This window comes from Mesorhizobium huakuii (assembly GCF_030160235.1).
Lineage (GTDB): Bacteria > Pseudomonadota > Alphaproteobacteria > Rhizobiales > Rhizobiaceae > Mesorhizobium > Mesorhizobium huakuii.
The window spans coordinates 1-16611 of the sequence record NZ_BSNY01000062.1 but is presented as its reverse complement, the minus strand read 5'-3'; the positions used below and the strand labels follow the sequence as shown (position 1 = coordinate 16611).

The window sequence follows — 16611 nt, the reverse complement described above, 5'->3', positions numbered from 1 at the left end:
ATTCTCGCATGACCCTCGACCTTACCGGCCGCGTCGCGGTCGTCACCGGCGCCTCGCGCGGCATTGGCTATTTCATCGCCAAGGAATTGGCCGCCGCCGGTGCCCATGTCATCGCCGTTGCGCGCACGGTCGGCGGGCTGGAGGAACTCGACGACCAGATCAAGGCGGCAGGCGGCCAGGCGACGCTGGTGCCACTCGATCTCGCCGACATGGCCGGCATCGACCGGCTGGGCGGCGCAATCCATGAGCGCTGGGGTAAGCTCGACATCCTCGTCGCCAATGCCGGTGTGCTGGGCGTCATCTCGCCGATCGGCCATGTCGAGGCAAAAACCTTCGAGAAGGTGATGACCATTAATGTCACCTCGACCTGGCGGCTGATCCGCTCTGTCGACCCGCTGCTCAGGCTTTCCGATGCCGGCCGGGCCATTTTGCTCTCCTCCAACGCGGCGCACTCTGCACGGGCGTTCTGGGCGCCGTACGCCGCATCGAAGGCGGCGGTCGAGACCATGATGCGCTCCTGGGCACATGAGACGCAAAGCCTGCCGCTGCGCGTCAATGCCGCCGACCCGGGCGCCACGCGCACCGCCATGCGGGCCCAGGCCGTGCCCGGCGAGGATCCGGAGACGCTGCCGCACCCTTCCGAGATCGCCAAGCGCATCGTGCCTCTGGCCAGCCCGGAGCTGAAAGAGACCGGGCTGATCTTCCAGGCCAAGCACAACCGCTTCGTCGCCTACAGGCAGCCCGAATAAATTCAAAGCTTGGTTTTGACAGCCTTCCGGTACCGCCTCCAGCATTTGGGTGCCTCTGCCAGGGATTAAAACCGCCTCCGGCTACGTTCTTCGAACGTAGGACATTCGAAACCGGAGGATCGATATGCGCAGACTTCTTCTCGTCGCCGCCACCGCTTTTTTAGCCGCTCTCGGCGCGACATCAGGTGTGGCGGTCTCCCAAGATGCCAAGATGAGTTTCTTCGTCACCAGCGTCGGCTCCGGTAAGGGAGCCGATCTCGGCGGCCTGAAGGGCGCCGACGCGCATTGCGCTTCGCTCGCAGAAGCGGCCGGCGTCACCGGCAAGAGCTGGCATGCCTATCTGTCGACCAGCGATACCGATGCCCGCGATCGCATCGGCAAGGGTCCGTGGTTCAACGCCAAGGGCGTCAAGATCGCCGATGATGTCGCCTCGTTGCACAGCGACGCCAACGGCATTACCAAGCAGACGGCGCTCAACGAAAAAGGCGAAGTGGTGAATGGCCGCGGCGACACGCCGAACCGGCATGACATGCTGACCGGGTCGAAGCCCGACGGCACCAGGATCGCCGACCAGACCTGCGGCGACTGGACGATGAGCGGCGCCGAAGGGGCGGCGATGATGGGTCATCACGACCGCACCGGGCTCGACGATTCGGCGGCGGCAAAGTCATGGAATTCCTCCCATGCCTCACGCGGCGGCTGCAGCCAGGAAGCACTGAAGGGCACCGGTGGCGACGGGTTGTTTTACTGCTTTGCAACCAACTGAGCAGCGTAAGTCGCAAACCCCTTGCTCAGAGATCCGCGACATCATCACGCGGCTGTGATCTGAGGGGGAAAAGCCGCGCGGCGGTCATGCTTTCGTCATTTCCCCGGAGTTGTTAGGATCGTAGCGACTCCCACAACAGCGAGAGCCCAAACTGGGCAGAAGAAGGAAACTCCCATGGCTACGACCGCAGCATTGGTCTGGTATCTGGTCATCGCCGGCCCACAGGGCGGCATGGTGGTGCTGCCCAGCACCTTCGACAAGCGCGAACAATGCACCGCCGCCATCACCGAATATCAGAAGCAGCCGACCCCCGCCGGCTGGTCCGTACAGTGCGTGCCAAGTGCCTCGCCCTTTACCGACGAGGGCGATGCCGAACAGCCGTCTGCGCAGTAGGCATTGGTCGCAACAAGGCCCGCGGCAGCTGGCTGCGGGCCTTGTTATTTTCAGCGCCGTGCGCTCACCGTCAATTCCGGCTTCTGGCTGATGGTCTGGAACACGACGCAATAGCGCTCGGTCAGCTTCAGCAGTGAATCGATGCGCTCCTGCGGTTCATCCGTGTCGAGAGCGAAATTGAGCCGGATGGCACGAAAACCAACCGGCGCGTCCTTGGCGACACCGAGCGTGCCGCGAAAATCGAGATCGCCTTCGGCTTCCACCTTGGCGGCGCCGAGCTTGAACTCGAGCGCCGTCGCCACTGCCTTCAACGTCACCCCGGCACAGGCCACGAGTGCTTCGAGCAGCATGTCGCCGGAGCAGAGTTCGAGCCCCGAGCCCCCGGTTGCCGGATGCAGGCCGGCGATGGCGATCGCCCTGCCTGTCTCGACCTTGCAGGCCACCGACTGGTCGTCGATGGAGCCCTTCGCCCTCAGCGTGATCAGTGCCTGCGAGGCATCGTCGCGATAGGCCTGCTTGAGAGGTGCCTGCATGGCCTTGAGTGCGGTGGCGTCCATTTTTCTGCCTTCTTTCGTATTTCGCTTTCGAAGCCCGCTCAGTTTGCGATCCATTCCTGGCCGTTGGTTAGAGTCCAGTTCGCCACGCAAGCGAAAGCCCGAACGTCGCTTTTTGATTGTTCGACAATGGGTTTGTTGTTTGAGGTCGCATCGATCGTCTCGCGATAGACATAGCTATCCTCAAGCCCGATTGGCTCGGCCGGATCACCTAAAGCGAAAGCTGCCGTGGCGCCGCCGTTGAACTCAAACCGCGCAAATCCGTCCAGCTTTGCCACTTTTACGCTGCTGGGGTCGTGATGTGGCTTGATGTCATTTTTTCCGACAGTGATGGAGATTTCTATCGCTCCGTCGGGTTTCAGCTTAGCTGTCCAGGATTTCACCTTAAGGACGTACGCGTTCGCCAGACCGCAGGGATACTCCGAAGCTTGGCATACACAAGCCGTCAGCAGCGATAGCGATGCGCCGCCCATTGTCGCCGCAAATTGCATTTCGGCCTCCCAATTTGCCAACGATCTACTGCCAGCCTCTGACCCAATGCAAGCCCGCTGCTGGCGTAGCGCCGCTCAAGCTTTCACCCGTATAGCCTGCAACAAGGGGCCTGATTGGGGCAGGCGTCTCGTTCGTTCTCTTGGCACCCTCTGGTCCGCGCCTATGGCCGATGTCGCCATTCTCGAAACACGCGAAAGGGTTCTCGCCGGAATCCTGCCGACCGGTGCTGCCTATCTCTTGTTTTCGACGCAGGACGCCTCGATCAAGCTGCTGGTGACCGGAATGACGGTCTGGCAGATCATGTTCTTCCGCAGCATCACCATTCTTGGCGCTTGCGCGGCGATGGGCGGGCGACGGCTGTTTGCCGACACGGTGCGCTCGCCGATCGTGCGGCCCATGCTGGTGCGCAGCGCTTTCACGCTTGCCGCCTGGCTCTGTTATTACAATGCCGCGCGCAGCCTGCAACTCGCCGAACTGACCACCGTCTACTATGCAGCGCCGATCATCGTCACCGTGTTTTCGGTGTTCCTGCTCGGCGAAAAGGTGCCGATGCTGCGCTGGCTGGCGGTTTTGATCGGTTTTGCAGGCGTCTTCGTCGCTTGCGACCCGACCCATCTCGGACTGTCCGTGCCGGTGCTGCTGGTGCTGGCGGCCGCTCTTTTGTGGGCCATCGCCATCGTGCTCCTGCGCAAAACGGCGCTTGCCGAGCGCTCGATGATCCAGCTTCTCCTCAACAACTTCTATTTCCTGCTGTTTTCAACGGTGCCGGCGCTGTTGTGGTGGCATACGCCTGATCTGGCCCAGTTGCTGCTTCTCGCCAGCGTCGGCGCACTCGGCGGCCTGGCGCAATATCTCCTCTTCGAAGGCATGAAGCGTACCCCGGCATCGATCCTCGCGCCTCTCGAATACAGCTCGCTGCTGTGGGCGTTCGCGCTCGGCTTCGCGATCTGGGGCGACGTGCCGCGCCGTGAAGTGTTCCTCGGTGCCGCCCTGATCATCACCGCCGGGCTGCTGATCGTCGGGGGCGAGCACTTCCGCAAGCGGCTGTGATGTGGATGACACTCACTGCTGACCCTACGATGTCAGGACCGAACGGGGTAGGCTGCCGGCATGACTGACGTCGCTGCCGCCAAACCCGAAGCCACCGAACGCACGCTTGGCATCATATTGGTGTCGTCATCGGCGGCGGTGTTCGGCCTGACCGGTGTCTTGACCAAGTCGATCCATGCCGATCCGCTGACCATCACCTGCTGGCGCGGCTTTGTCGGCTCGATCCTGATCAGCCTCTATGTGCTGTGGCGCCGCCATCGCTCGGGCAACCGCGGCACGCTGCGACTTGGCTGGCGCGGCTGGCTGCTGGCGGTGGAAGGCGCGCTGGCCAGCATCGCCTTCATCTCGGCGTTCAAATTCACCTTCGTCGCCAATGTCGCGGTCATCTACGCGACGTCGCCCTTCATCGCCGCCTTGCTGGCCTGGGTGCTGGTGCGCGAACCCTTCCGCCTGCAGACGATGCTCGCGGCGGCCGTGTCGCTGTGCGGCGTAGGCATCATGGTCTGGTCGGGCTTCGGTACCGGCAATCTGTTCGGCGACGGACTGGCGCTGCTGATGACCGCCGGCAGCGCGCTCTACATGATCATGGTGCGCGCCTTCCGCGACACGCCCGTGGTATGGGCCGGCGCGGTTTCGGCCTTCCTGCTGTTCATACTCGGCTGGTTCATCACCGACCCCCTGGCGGTCTCGGCAAGGGATGCCGTTCTGCTCGTCACCTTCGGCGCATCCTTCGCTTTGTCGTCGATCCTGTGGACGGAAGGCGCGCGGCTTATCCCGGCGCCGGAATCCGGCCTGCTCGGCTCGGCGGAAGTGCCGTTCGCGATCCTGTTTGCCTTCCTTTTCCTCGCCGAGATACCGCCTGTCGCCAGCATGGTCGGCGGCGCCATTGTGCTCTGCGCGGTGTTCGCCCATGCCGGCCGCGACTGGCTGGCGGCCCGCTCTCAACCGGCAGCGTCAAATATTTCTTAAAAAAGTGGCACAGTCACGGAACCATCATCCGCCTCGGACATTATTGGTGCGACGGGCCACCCCCCGAGTCCCCCCAAACCCCTCGGCCCGTCCTACTCCCAAGCCGACCGCAAGGTCGGCTTTTTCTTTGCCAACAGACCCGACCGCAAGGTCGGCTTTTTCCTGCGCTGGAGCCAAATCAGCCCGGCGGCTGGGACAGGGCCAGGTTGCCGCTGAGCAGCGCCGCCAGATCGCCCGCGCAAGCATCGGCACCGGCACGCAGCCGGATCGCGAACTCGGCCATCGGAATCGACGGCAGGCCAAGCTCGCGCGGCGCTTCGACAATGCCGGAATGGGCAAAGCGCGGGGTCCGCAAGGTCATCGCGACGCCGGCATTCACCGCCGTGCGCAGACCGGCCAGGCTGGCGCTGCCGGCGGCGATGCGGTAGCGGCGGCCGGCGGCATCGAGCGCCGCGAGGGCGGCCTCGCGAAACCCGCAATAGGGATCGAGCAGCGCCAGCGGCAATTCCTCCTGCCGCGAGGCCAGCCCTTTCCCAGAACACAGCCACATCATCGGCTCGCGCAGGACGCCGACCTCGTCCGCCGCCGCCGTCTGGCGCATGACGATCGCCAGATCGAGACTGCCGGCCTGCAACGCCTGCGCCAGTTCGGCGGAGCGGCCAACCCGCAGTTCGATCCTGACGCGCGGATGGCTGGAGGCGAAGGCGCGCAAAAGGTCCGGCAGGCCACTGTCGGCGAAATCCTGCGTCGTGCCGATGGCGACACGTCCGGCAGCCCGCGCCCCCTTCAGCGCCAGCCACGCCTCACGGTGCGCGGCAAGGATGCGCCTGGCGTGGCCGACGAGGTCTTCCCCGGCCGACGTCAGGCCGCGTCCCCTGCCCTGCGGCGCCAGCAGTGGCTCGCCGACGATCTCCTCGAGCCGCTGCATCTGGGCGGTCACCGCCGAAGGCGAACGGCCAACGCCGATGGCCGCCTGCGCCAGCGAACCGCTGTCGACGAAAGCGAGGAAGGTTTTGAGCAGATCCGGATCGAGCGTTTCCATAGTTCGATATTATCGAATCTTTAGTTGAAAACAATTCGATTTTTTTGATTCAATTGAGGTGACATGGTCTCTGCAACGGCGATCAGCCGCCGCTAGAACCAAGGAGACGAAAAATGCCCATCATCAATATCAGCGTCACCGGCAAGCCAGACGCCGCATTGTCCGCCAGCATCGCCAGGGAAATAGCGGAGATCACCGCCACGCGATTGCGCAAGGATCCGACGATCACCGCCGTCGCCGTATCCTATATCGATCCGCAGCACTGGTTCGCGGGCGGCAAGTCGCTGGCCGAACACGGCACCAACACGTTCTGGCTGGATATCAAGGTGGTCGACGGCACCAACACGAAGCTCGAGCTGGAAGCCTATCTCAAGGCTCTCTTCGATGCCTTCGGCCGCCTGCTGGGCGGGGTGCACGAGGAGAGCTATGCCTTCGTGCATGAGGTGCCGGCAGCCGCCTATGGCTATGGCGGCAAAACGCAGGAGTTCCGCTTCATCAGCGGGCGGTTGAAGGCGGCGTAAGGGTCGTTCCTGCTCCCTTCGCAGGGAGAAGGAACACCCGTCTCTTCCCACATTGACCTAGCGCCCACTTCCGCTACCCTCTGCGCCGAGGCGGCCGCGGAAGAGCCGCGATGACAAAAATCGTTGGGAGAGAAGCGGCATGATCCTGACACTGGCGCTGCTTGCGGGTCTTGCCCTGGCCTGGCTGCTCATCGGCGTGGTGGAAAAATTCCGCCTCGGCCTGCGTTTCAGCCAGGCGATGCTCTACGTGCCGTTCAAGCTCGCCTACCGGATCGACGACAGCCGCATCAGGATCGCGCGCAAGGCGCAGGCTCCTGTCATCTACGTCATCTCGCACCAGTCGCGTTTCGAACCGGCGCTGATGCTGTCGCTTCTGCCGGATAACACGCTGCACATTCTCGACGAGATTTCGGCGCGCTCGCCGTGGCTGGAACCCTGGCGTGAGCTCGGCCGCACGATCGCCTTCAATGCCGAACATCTTTTCGTCAGCCGCCGGCTGGTGCGTGTGCTGAAGGGCAAGGGCCGGCTCGCCGTCTATCTGCCGGATGCGGTCGAGCCCGACGTCAAGACATTTCGACTGTTTCGCGCCGTCACCCGCATTGCCATGCAGGCCGACGCCCGCATCGTGCCCATCTTTGTGGCCGGTGCCCGCAGCCTGCCTGTTTCCCTGACGCCGGCGGCCAAGGCCCCGCGGCACTGGTTTCCGCAGCTCTCGATGAGCGTGATGGAGCCGATGACCATCGCCGAACTGGTGGCACGCAATCCCGACCAGGCCTCGAACACCAATGCGCTGTTCGACCGCGTCGCCGAGGCACGGCTTTTTGGCACCGATCTCGATCGCGGCCTGTTCCTGGCCATGCGCGATGCGGCAGCCAGGGTCGGCGCCGCGCACCCGATCGTCGAGGACGTGATCTCGGGCGCGCTGAGCTACCGCAAGACGTTCATCGGCGCCCGCGTGCTGGGCAAGCGCTTCGAGGCGGTGACGGCGCCGGGCGAGGCGGTGGGGATAATGCTGCCAAACGCCAATGGCGTCGTGCTGTCATTCGTGGGTCTTCTCTCGGCGGGCCGGGTGGCGGCGATGATCAACTACACGGCCGGGCCGGCGAGCGTCACGGCGGCGGTGCGCACGGCCGTCATCCGCACCGTCGTCTCCTCCCGCGCCTTTGTCGAGAAAGCCGATCTCGGCGATATCGTCGCCGCGGTCGAAAAGGGCGGCGCCAGGCTGCTCTGGCTGGAGGATGTGCGAGCAGGCGTCACCGCGCTAGACAAGCTTGCCGCAGCCTTGCTGTGGCGCTTGCCGCTGCAGCGGCAGGACGCGGCCAAGCCGGGCGTGATCCTGTTCACCTCAGGCTCGGAAGGCACGCCGAAAGCAGTCGTCCTGTCGCAAAAGAACCTTCTCGCCAATGCCATGCAGGCCGAGGCGCGCATCACCATCTCGCCGGCCGATATCCTGCTCAACGTGCTGCCGGTGTTCCATTCCTTCGGCCTGACGGGCGGCACCATCCTGCCGCTGGTCACCGGGGTAAAGCTGTTCCTCTATCCCTCACCGCTCCACTACAAGATCATCCCCGAGATCGCCCGCAAGGTGAAGCCGACGATCATGTTCGGAACCGATACCTTCCTCGCCAACTATGCGCGTACTGCCAAGGACGGCGACTTCTCCAGCCTGCGCTTCGTCGTCGCCGGCGCCGAGGCGGTGAAGCCGGAAACCCGCCGCGTCTACCGCGAGCGCTTCCAGGCCGAGATCATCGAAGGCTTCGGGCTGACCGAGGCCGCACCGGTGGTTGCCGTCAATACCGCGATCCATGGGCGCGACGGTACGGTCGGGCGACTGTTGCCGGCCATGCGCATGAAGCTGGAACCGGTCGAGGGCATCGCGGATGCCGGCCAATTGTGGCTGAACGGACCCAATCTGATGATGGGCTACATGACCGCCGACCGCCCCGGCGAGTTGCAGCCGCTGAGCGGCTGGCACGACACCGGCGACATCGTCGCCGTCGACCGCGAAGGCTTCATCACCATTCGCGGCCGCGCCAAGCGCTTCGCCAAGATCGCCGGCGAGATGGTGTCGCTGGGCGCGGTCGAGATGCTGGTGCAGTCGCTGTGGCCGGAAGAGCGGCATGCGGCGGTAGCGGTGCCCGACAAGAGGCGCGGCGAGCGCATCGTGCTGGTCACCACCGCCGACGATGCCAATCCCGAAGAGCTGCGCCAGTTCGGCAAGAAAGCCGGGGCCGCCGAACTGATGGTGCCCAACGACATCGTCAAGGTGGAGGAAATCCCGGTGCTCGGTTCCGGCAAGACCGACTATGTCTCGACCAGGAAGCTGGCGATCGACAGGCTGGGGCTGGGCGTCGCGGCCTGAGTCAGATCAAGGACTTCGGCGAACCTTCTAACCTATGTCCGAAGGCGGCACCTTCTCGCCTTCGAGCTTGGCGCGCTTGGAGTAGGCGCGCACGGAAAACGGCAGGAAGATCAGATAGCCCGCGACCGACGCCGTCAGCGTGTACCAGGGATAGGTCATCAGCAAGAGAATGTAGAGCACGACGGCCAGAATGACCGGCAACACCCTGTCGCCTGGAATCTTGATGCTCTTGCCGGAATAGACCGGCAGCCGGCTGACCAGAAGGAAGGCGACCAGGATGGTGAATCCGGTTGCGACGAAGGCGGCCGGGCGGCTGGGCTCCAGCCCAAGCCTTAGGAAAAATAGATAAAGCGGCAGCATCACCAGCACCGCGCCCGCCGGCGCCGGCACGCCGACGAAATATTCCGACTGCCACAGCGGACGCTCGGCCTTCTCGTCGTCGAGCACGTTGAAGCGGGCGAGCCTGAGCCCGCAGGCGATGGCGAACAGAAGCGCGGCGATCCACCCCGGCGAGCCGGCGCGGTCGAGCAGGAAGGCATAAAGCACCAAAGCCGGCGCGACACCGAAATTGACGATGTCGGCTAGCGAATCCATCTGCGCGCCGAATTTCGAAGTCGCCTTCAGCATGCGTGCCAGCCGGCCGTCGATGCCATCGAGAAAGGCAGCCAGCAGCACCATCACCACTGCCGTCTCGAAGCGGTCTTCGAAGGCAAAGCGGATGCCGGACAGGCCGGCGCAGATGGCAAGCACGGTGACCAGATTGGGCAGCACCATGCGCATCGGAATCTCGCGGATGCGCGGACCACCGCTGGCATGGGCCTCGAACTTCTTGAACGGCGCGCCCAAGGTTCAGGAAATCCTGACGAGAGGAGTGCCGGCGACACCGCCGAATTCGGCGATCACGGTTTCACCGCCGACCGCCGTCTGGCCAACGGCGACACGCGGCGTCGCGGCCAAAGGCAGGAAGACGTCGACGCGCGAGCCGAAGCGGATCAGGCCGAAACGCTCGCCTGTGCCGATCGAGCCGCCGGCCTCGGCCCAGCAGACGATGCGGCGCGCCACCAGGCCGGCGATCTGGACGGCCGCCACCGTGCCGTTGGGGCTTTCGATGACCAAGCCATTGCGTTCGTTCTCGGTGCTGGCCTTGTCGAGTTCGGCGTTGAGGAATTTTCCAGGCCGATGCTCGATCTTGGCGATGCGGCCGCGCACGGGCGAGCGGTTCACATGGCAGGAAAAGACGTTCATGAACACCGAGATGCGGGTCATCTCGGTATTGCCGAGGCCAAGCTCGCGCGGCGGCACGGCCGGTCCGACCGCCGAGATGATGCCGTCGGCGGGGCTGACGACCAGGCGGTCGTCGACCGGCGTGACGCGCTCGGGATCGCGGAAGAAATAGACGCACCAGGCGGTCAGGATCAGGCCGATCCAGAACAGGACCGAGGAGAAATAGCCAAGGAAAAGTGTGCCCACGCCAAAGGCCGCGATAAAGGGATAGCCTTCGCGATGGATCGGTACGAACGCGTTCTTGACCGTGTCGACAAGGCTCATGGGGTGGGGGCGGTCCCTGTTTCAGGTCGGGCCTCAATAGCTGAAAGCCTCCTTCGCCGCAACGCAACAATCGGCGACGCCGCATTGGCTGCGGCTGGCGGGCGCGACGGCACGTGCGATATTGGCGGTACGGTCAAGACCCGCAGGTCAATAACGACGACAACGAACAAGCCACCGTCATAGGGTATCGGCAATTTTTCCTGAACGAAATAACAAAGCGGCCGTCGGATAGAAGACCCCTCGCCCGTCCTTGGTGAGACAGCGTCCTTCGAAGGACCTTTCAGCCAAGATGACGCGCAACAAGGAGTTTCCCTCATGCAGATACAATCGGTCACGCCGGCGCGTCTCGTTACCGCGGGCCTCGCCTTCGGGGAATCGCCACGCTGGCATGACGGACGCCTGTGGGTCTGCAACTGGGGCACCGGCGAGATCATCGCGACCGATGCGCATGGCAATCGCGAAATCATGCTCACTGTGCCGGCCGTCCTGCCCTATTCCATCGACTGGCTGCCGGATGGGCGGCTGCTGGTCGTCTCTGGCCGCGAAGGCTTGCTGCTTCGGCAGGAAGCCGACGGCAGGCTCGTCACCCATGCCGATCTGCGCGGTCTGTCGAAAAGTCCTTGGAACGAGATCGTCGTCGACGGGCGCGGCAACATCTATGTCAATGGCGGCGGGCCGGCGCCGGCCGCCGGTGAGTATTTCGGCCCGGGCACCATTGTGCTGATCACGCCGGACGGTGCGATCCGGCAAGTGGCTGACGACATCGCATTTGCCAACGGCATGGCGGTGACCCCGGACAACACAACACTGATCCTTGCCGAATCCCATGGCAACCGGCTGACCGCCTTCGACATCGCCGCCGACGGCAGCCTGTCCAACCGGCGGGTCTGGGCCGACCTCGACGGCTATCCCGACGGCATCTGCCTCGATGCCGAAGGCGCGGTCTGGTACGCCGATGTTCCCAACAAGCACTGCGTGCGGGTGCGCGAAGGCGGCGAGGTGCTGCAGACCGTCACTGCCGATCGCGGCTGCTTTGCCTGCATGCTCGGTGGCGCGGCCAGGCAAACGCTGTTCATCGCCGCCGCCGAGTGGCGCGGCTTCGAGCACATGGTCAGCGATGCCCGCACGGGCCAGGTGCTGAGCATCGAGGCGCCGGCACCTGGCGTCGGCTGGCCCGGTTAGAGCCCGGGAATCCGCTGATAGTTGGCGATGTCGGCGCGCACCCCAAGCCGGGCGATCGTCTCCTGCGGGTTGAAGGCGATGCGCTCATGCGCGGCCTTGACGATAGGCGCGATCTTGTCGACGGCCGCCTGGCTCTCCCATTCGACGATCGTCACCAGATTGAATTCGCCCGGCCCTGAAAATTGCTCGAGCAGGAAATCCTGCACGAACCCCTGCTGCTGGCGCAGCAATTCATGCGTCGTCTTGACCTTGACGAGGATCTCCTCGCGGGCGGCGGCCGGGACGACGAACTTGTCCACCCTGAACACGCTGCCGCCGTTAACAGTCTGATTTATGTCGTTCATTTCGATTGTTCCTGGATGATGGTGTTTTCGGGCTCCAGGAACGGCGTACAATCTCAACTTAAGTTGAGGTCAAACATAAAAATCAATTTACCTCCGACGTCCGCCGGCGAACGATGACGCCGAGCTCGTCGCCCTCGCGGGCGAGGCGCAGGCGCTCCTCGGCTTCGGTCGCCTCGCGCTGGCGGTCCCACATCGAGGCATAGAGGCCGTGATTGCGCATCAGCTCGACATGGGTGCCGCGTTCGGCGATCTGGCCGTCCTTGAGCACGATGATCTCATCGGCGGAAATCACCGTCGAAAGACGGTGGGCAATGACGATGGTGGTGCGGCCCTTGCTGACGAGGTCGAGCGCGGCCTGGATCTCCTGCTCGGTGTGGCTGTCCAGCGCCGAGGTGGCTTCGTCGAGCATCAGGATCGGCGGCGCCTTCAGAATGGTGCGGGCGATCGCCACGCGCTGCTTCTCGCCACCGGACAGCTTCAGCCCGCGCTCGCCAACCATCGACTTGTAGCCGTCTGGCAGCTTTTCGATGAACGGCCCGATCTGGGCGAGTTCGGCGGCCTTGCGGACTTCCTCCTCGCTTGCGCCGACCCGGCCGTAGCGGATGTTGTAGGCGATGGTGTCGTTGAACAGCACCGTGTCCTGCGGCACCATGCCGAGCATCGCGCGCAGGCTGTCCTGGGTGACATCCCGGATGTCCTGGCCGTCGATCAGCACCTGGCCGGCCTGCACGTCGTAGAAGCGGAACAGCAGCCGCGAGATGGTCGACTTGCCCGCGCCCGACGGCCCGACAATGGCGACCGTCTTGCCGGCCGGCACCTCGAAGGAAACACCCTTCAGGATCTTGCGGTTCGGATCATAGGAGAAATGCACGTCGCGGAACTCTACCTTGCCCGCTCCGACGGTGAGCGGCTTGGCGTCCGGCTTGTCGACGATCTCCTGCGGCACGTCGAGCAGGTCGAACATATGCTCGATATCGGTAAGGCCCTGGCGAATTTCGCGGTAGATGAAGCCGATGAAGTTGAGCGGCACGGAAAGCTGCACCAGCATGGCGTTGATGAAGACGAAATCGCCGACGGTCTGCGTGTGCGCCTGCACCTCCAGCGCCGACATGCACATGACGACGACCGTGCCGAGGCCGAAGATGACGCCCTGGCCAAAATTCAGCCAGCCGAGCGAGGTCCAGGTCTTGGTGGCGGCCACTTCGTAGCGCGCCATCGAACGGTCGAAGCGGTCGGCTTCCATGCGCTCATTGGTGAAGTATTTGACCGTCTCGAAATTGAGCAGCGAGTCGATCGCCTTGGTGTTGGCGTCGGTGTCGCTGTCGTTCATGTCGCGGCGGATCGAAATGCGCCAGTCGCTCGCCTTGACCGTGAACCAGACGTAGAGCCAGACGGTGATCGCCACCACGGCCACGTATTTCCAACCATAGGTGAAACCGAATATGCCGGCGGTCAGCGCGAATTCGAGGATGGTCGGCGCGGTGTTGAGCATAATGAAGCGCACGATCGTCTCGATGCCCTTGGTGCCGCGCTCGATGATGCGCGACAGGCCGCCGGTGCGGCGCTCCAGGTGGAAGCGCAGCGACAGCTGGTGCATGTGGACGAAGGTGCGGAACGCAAGCTGGCGCACCGCATGCTGGCCGACGCGGGCAAACAGCGCGTCGCGCAACTGGTTGAAGCCAAGCTGGACCAGCCTCAGCACATTGTAGGCGACGACCAGCATCACCGGGGCAAGCATGAAAGACGGCAGCGGCGGCGGCGTTTTGGAGCCACCCGCCAATGCATCGGTCGCCCATTTGAAGAAATAGGGACCGGCAACCAGCGTTAGCTTGGCGACGACCAGTAGCAGTGTCGCCCAGGTGACGCGCGCCCTGAGATCGGCGCGGTCGGCCGGCCACATATAGGGCCACAGATTGCGCAATGTCGTGAGCGTCGAGGTATCGGCGGAGACGGTTTTTTCGGCCACTTTTCTTGCCTTTTGGGTGAGAGGGTCAGCGGCCGTAGCAGCAGGAATTGACGAGCGCGTTCAGCGATGCCGATACATCGGCAAGGGCTGAGCGATCAACGGCATAGCGCGAGCGCTGGCGGTCGGGCTCGAAGCGGACCAGACCTGCCTCGACCAGTATTTTCAGATGCTGGGACACGGTCGACTGCGCCAGATCGAAACGGTCGACGACCTCGCGGCAGCAGCAGGAATTGCTGGCCGAGAGGTGCTTCAGTATCTCGATGCGGGCCGGATGCGACAACGCTGCAAATCGCGCCGCGACAGCGTGGCTGTCCGAGCCGCGGTTGGGTGGAGCGCCGGCAGCGCGGTCTGGTTCAAGGGTGGATTGCGTCATCGTTCATCGGCGATAGACGATGAACGGCACCGCCGCAAGCTACTCTTCCGGGCAGATCGGGTGGCGGCTAATGCTCCGGGATGGATTTCTCGATCCCCGGGATAGCGGCAATCTGTTCAGCCAGAAACTCGACCAGCAGACGGACCCTTGCGACGCCCGCGCGCTCCGGGACGATCAACATGTTCAGCGGGACGGACGGCAGCGCATAATCCGCCAGGATCGTCTCGAGCAAGCCCGCCGCCAGAAGATCATCCACAAGCCATCGATGCGCCGGCGCGATCCCGCGAGCGGCGAGCATGGCCTGCCGCGCGGCAAGTCCATGGTCGATCCGCAGTCGCCCCGCGAAAGGCACCGTGTGGCGTTCGCCACCGACGCCCTGCAAAGCAAGCGTTTCGCTGCCCGCCACGTTCGACATCCGGATGCCCTCGTGCCGCGACAGATCCGAAGGGACGACGGGTCGTCCCCGCGCCGCCAGATAGTCCGGCGAGGCCACGAGCAGACGCCGTGACTGGCCGAGGGCCCGCAGCTTCAACGAGCTGTCCGTGAGCGGCCCCAGGCGAAGCGCGATATCGACCCCCTCGCGGACGAGGTCCACCCGCTCATCGGTGAGGCTGAGGTCCACCCCGATGTCGGGATGACGGTCCTGAAAAGCGAAGATCAGGCGGCTGACGTGCAAGACGCCGAAAGCCGCCGTACAGCTTATCCGGATTGTGCCGGCCGGCGCGCCACGCGTGCCCCGGGCCTCGTCGCTGGCCTGTTCGACGAGGCGCAGGATCTGAACGCTATTGGCATAATAGCGGCTGCCTTCGGCGGTCATCGTGACCCGCCGGGTCGTTCGGCTGAGCAAAGGCACGCCGACCGCTTCCTCGAGCTCCCGCACGTGCCGCGTGATCGTTGACTGCCCGACACCAAATTCCCGCGCGACGGCCGACAGGCTGCCGCGCTCGGCCACGCGAATGAAGGTGCGCATGCGCTCGAACGTAATGTCTGACTTATCCATTATTCGGCATAATATTATGCATTACCTGCATATAGTGGATTGAACGGCCATTGGCTACCTTCCCGTCAGTTTCCTCAATATTGGATCTGACCCATGAAAGTTCTGCTCGTCTTCGCCCACCCCGAATCACGCTCGCTGAGCGGCGCCCTTCGTGACGTCGCTGTACGGGAACTCGAGGCTCAAGGGCATGAGGTGCGCGTATCGGACCTGTATGCCGATGGCTGGAAATCCGAAGTCGACCGCGCCGATTTCCCATCACTGGAACCCGATGCACGGCTCATCCCGGTCGCGGCTTCCAAGAAGGGCTTCGAGGCCAACACGCTAACCGGCGATGTAAAGGCCGAGATCGAGAAGCTGCTGTGGGCCGACACCTTGATCCTGCAGTTCCCGCTTTGGTGGTTCGCCATGCCGGCGATCCTCAAGGGCTGGGTCGACCGTGTGTTCGCATACGGATTTGCCTATGGCGTCGGTGAGCATAGCGATCGGCGCTGGGGCGATCGCTATGGCGAAGGTACCCTTGTCGGGAAACGCGCGATGTTGATCGTGACCGCGGGAGGCTGGGAGGAGCACTACACGCCGCGCGGGATCAACGGGCCCATCGACGATCTGCTGTTCCCGATCAATCACGGGATCCTCTATTATCTCGGATACGACGTGCTTCCGCCGTTCGTGGTCTACAAGGTCGATCGTCTCGACGAGACCGGCTTCGAGCCCGTGGCTGAACAGCTGCGTGACAGGATGCGGACGCTGGCGACGACGGCGCCCATCCCATACCGTCGGCAAAATGGCGGAGATTATCTCATTCCGAGCATGAATCTCCGCCCTGAGCTGGGCGATCCCGGTGCAATCGGTTTCGCGCTTCACTCCAACCAGGCAGGCGATGCCAACCGATCGATGCGGGCTTCTACTGCTTCTTGGGCGGCGCCGTCGTCGCCTGCTCGCCCATTGCCTTGAGATCGGCTGCTTCGCCTTCCTTGGACTTTTCCGGAACCTTGAACACCTGGCCCGGCCAGATGCGATTGGGATCCCTGATCTGGTCCTGGTTGGCGAGGTAGATGGTGGAATAGCGCACGCCGTGGCCGTAGACGCGCCGCGAAATCCGCCACAGCGTGTCGTTGCGGCGGATGATGACCGCGCCGTCGGCATGTTCGAGCTTGGGCGACACCGTCTCGGGCACATCGCTCGGCGGCGTGGCAGCGACAACGGCCGGAGCCTCCGCGGCGGGCGCTGCCGGCGTGGTCTCGGCCGGAGCGGCGGCAACGGCCGGAGCTGGCGCCGGTGCGGCAGGCGCTTCCGCGGC

19 protein-coding genes are annotated in these 16611 nt (G+C 64.0%); 9 read left to right on the top strand and 10 right to left on the bottom strand.

All coding sequences use genetic code 11. The features are described from left to right. Window positions 1–8: 8 nt before the first annotated feature. The 3 genes from QQK95_RS31190 (at window position 9) to QQK95_RS31180 (ending at window position 1908) form a co-directional block, all read left to right on the top strand. The gene (locus QQK95_RS31190) at window positions 9–749 is read left to right on the top strand and encodes an SDR family NAD(P)-dependent oxidoreductase (RefSeq protein WP_284278328.1); all 741 of its coding nucleotides are present in this window, start codon (window positions 9–11) and stop codon (window positions 747–749) included. A gap of 124 nt (window positions 750–873) precedes the next feature. Continuing rightward, window positions 874–1515 carry a hypothetical protein gene (locus QQK95_RS31185; RefSeq protein ID WP_284278327.1) on the top strand — a complete coding sequence of 214 codons (642 nt, stop codon included), beginning with the start codon at window positions 874–876 and terminating at the stop codon, window positions 1513–1515. Between the two features lie 174 nt (window positions 1516–1689). Next, window positions 1690–1908 carry a hypothetical protein gene (locus tag QQK95_RS31180; protein WP_010915155.1) on the top strand — a complete coding sequence of 73 codons (219 nt, stop codon included), beginning with the start codon at window positions 1690–1692 and terminating at the stop codon, window positions 1906–1908. 50 nt (window positions 1909–1958) lie between these two features. Here the strand turns inward: QQK95_RS31180 and QQK95_RS31175 are convergent, their stop codons facing one another. Continuing rightward, entirely contained in the window at window positions 1959–2465 is a 507-nt protein-coding gene (locus QQK95_RS31175; protein WP_284278326.1) for an OsmC family protein, read from the bottom strand. Window positions 2466–2503: 38 nt separating this feature from the next. After that, window positions 2504–2953: a hypothetical protein gene (locus QQK95_RS31170; RefSeq protein ID WP_284278325.1), complete on the bottom strand. Its 450-nt coding sequence runs from the start codon at window positions 2951–2953 to the stop codon at window positions 2504–2506. Between the two features lie 163 nt (window positions 2954–3116). Here QQK95_RS31170 and QQK95_RS31165 point away from each other — a divergent pair, with 163 nt between their 5' ends. Beyond that, entirely contained in the window at window positions 3117–4004 is an 888-nt protein-coding gene (locus tag QQK95_RS31165) for a DMT family transporter (protein ID WP_284278324.1), read from the top strand. Between the two features lie 60 nt (window positions 4005–4064). Next, window positions 4065–4973 (top strand): DMT family transporter, encoded by a 909-nt coding sequence (locus tag QQK95_RS31160; protein WP_284278323.1) that lies wholly within the window; start codon window positions 4065–4067, stop codon window positions 4971–4973. A 178-nt stretch (window positions 4974–5151) separates the two neighbouring features. Here the strand turns inward: QQK95_RS31160 and QQK95_RS31155 are convergent, their stop codons facing one another. Further along, window positions 5152–6015 carry a LysR substrate-binding domain-containing protein gene (locus QQK95_RS31155; RefSeq protein ID WP_284278322.1) on the bottom strand — a complete coding sequence of 288 codons (864 nt, stop codon included), beginning with the start codon at window positions 6013–6015 and terminating at the stop codon, window positions 5152–5154. A gap of 113 nt (window positions 6016–6128) precedes the next feature. On the opposite strand from QQK95_RS31155, the gene QQK95_RS31150 reads away from it, so the two are divergent. Together QQK95_RS31150 and QQK95_RS31145 are read left to right on the top strand one after the other, a co-directional pair. Further along, window positions 6129–6536 carry a tautomerase family protein gene (locus QQK95_RS31150; protein WP_284278321.1) on the top strand — a complete coding sequence of 136 codons (408 nt, stop codon included), beginning with the start codon at window positions 6129–6131 and terminating at the stop codon, window positions 6534–6536. A gap of 139 nt (window positions 6537–6675) precedes the next feature. Beyond that, window positions 6676–8898: an AMP-binding protein gene (locus QQK95_RS31145; protein WP_284278320.1), complete on the top strand. Its 2223-nt coding sequence runs from the start codon at window positions 6676–6678 to the stop codon at window positions 8896–8898. 27 nt (window positions 8899–8925) lie between these two features. On the opposite strand, the gene QQK95_RS31140 is transcribed toward QQK95_RS31145, so the two are convergent. Next, complete coding sequence (locus QQK95_RS31140) at window positions 8926–9744, bottom strand: CDP-alcohol phosphatidyltransferase family protein (protein WP_032929550.1); 819 nt, start codon at window positions 9742–9744, stop codon at window positions 8926–8928. 3 nt (window positions 9745–9747) lie between these two features. Then, a complete protein-coding gene (locus QQK95_RS31135) occupies window positions 9748–10446 on the bottom strand; it encodes a phosphatidylserine decarboxylase (RefSeq protein ID WP_284278319.1) in 699 nt (232 codons plus the stop codon). 315 nt (window positions 10447–10761) lie between these two features. Here QQK95_RS31135 and QQK95_RS31130 point away from each other — a divergent pair, with 315 nt between their 5' ends. Next, window positions 10762–11628 (top strand): SMP-30/gluconolactonase/LRE family protein, encoded by an 867-nt coding sequence (locus QQK95_RS31130; RefSeq protein WP_284278318.1) that lies wholly within the window; start codon window positions 10762–10764, stop codon window positions 11626–11628. On the opposite strand, the gene QQK95_RS31125 is transcribed toward QQK95_RS31130, so the two are convergent. From QQK95_RS31125 to QQK95_RS31110, 4 genes are all read right to left on the bottom strand, one after another. Then, entirely contained in the window at window positions 11625–11972 is a 348-nt protein-coding gene (locus tag QQK95_RS31125; protein WP_284278317.1) for an antibiotic biosynthesis monooxygenase family protein, read from the bottom strand. The two genes, QQK95_RS31130 and QQK95_RS31125, sit on opposite strands and share 4 nt — an antisense overlap. An 82-nt stretch (window positions 11973–12054) precedes the next feature. Then, a complete protein-coding gene (locus tag QQK95_RS31120) occupies window positions 12055–13938 on the bottom strand; it encodes an ABCB family ABC transporter ATP-binding protein/permease (protein ID WP_284278316.1) in 1884 nt (627 codons plus the stop codon). A gap of 25 nt (window positions 13939–13963) precedes the next feature. Next, the gene (locus tag QQK95_RS31115; RefSeq protein WP_284278315.1) at window positions 13964–14311 is read right to left on the bottom strand and encodes an ArsR/SmtB family transcription factor; all 348 of its coding nucleotides are present in this window, start codon (window positions 14309–14311) and stop codon (window positions 13964–13966) included. A gap of 67 nt (window positions 14312–14378) precedes the next feature. Next, the gene (locus tag QQK95_RS31110) at window positions 14379–15311 is read right to left on the bottom strand and encodes a LysR family transcriptional regulator (RefSeq protein WP_284278314.1); all 933 of its coding nucleotides are present in this window, start codon (window positions 15309–15311) and stop codon (window positions 14379–14381) included. 93 nt (window positions 15312–15404) lie between these two features. On the opposite strand from QQK95_RS31110, the gene QQK95_RS31105 reads away from it, so the two are divergent. Continuing rightward, on the top strand, window positions 15405–16265 hold the full coding sequence (locus QQK95_RS31105; RefSeq protein WP_284278312.1) for an NAD(P)H-dependent oxidoreductase: 861 nt from the start codon (window positions 15405–15407) through the stop codon (window positions 16263–16265). On the opposite strand, the gene QQK95_RS31100 is transcribed toward QQK95_RS31105, so the two are convergent. After that, window positions 16216–16611: LysM peptidoglycan-binding domain-containing protein (locus tag QQK95_RS31100; RefSeq protein WP_284278311.1), on the bottom strand; the 396-nt coding region annotated here is incomplete at its 5' end. The genes QQK95_RS31105 and QQK95_RS31100 overlap by 50 nt on opposite strands.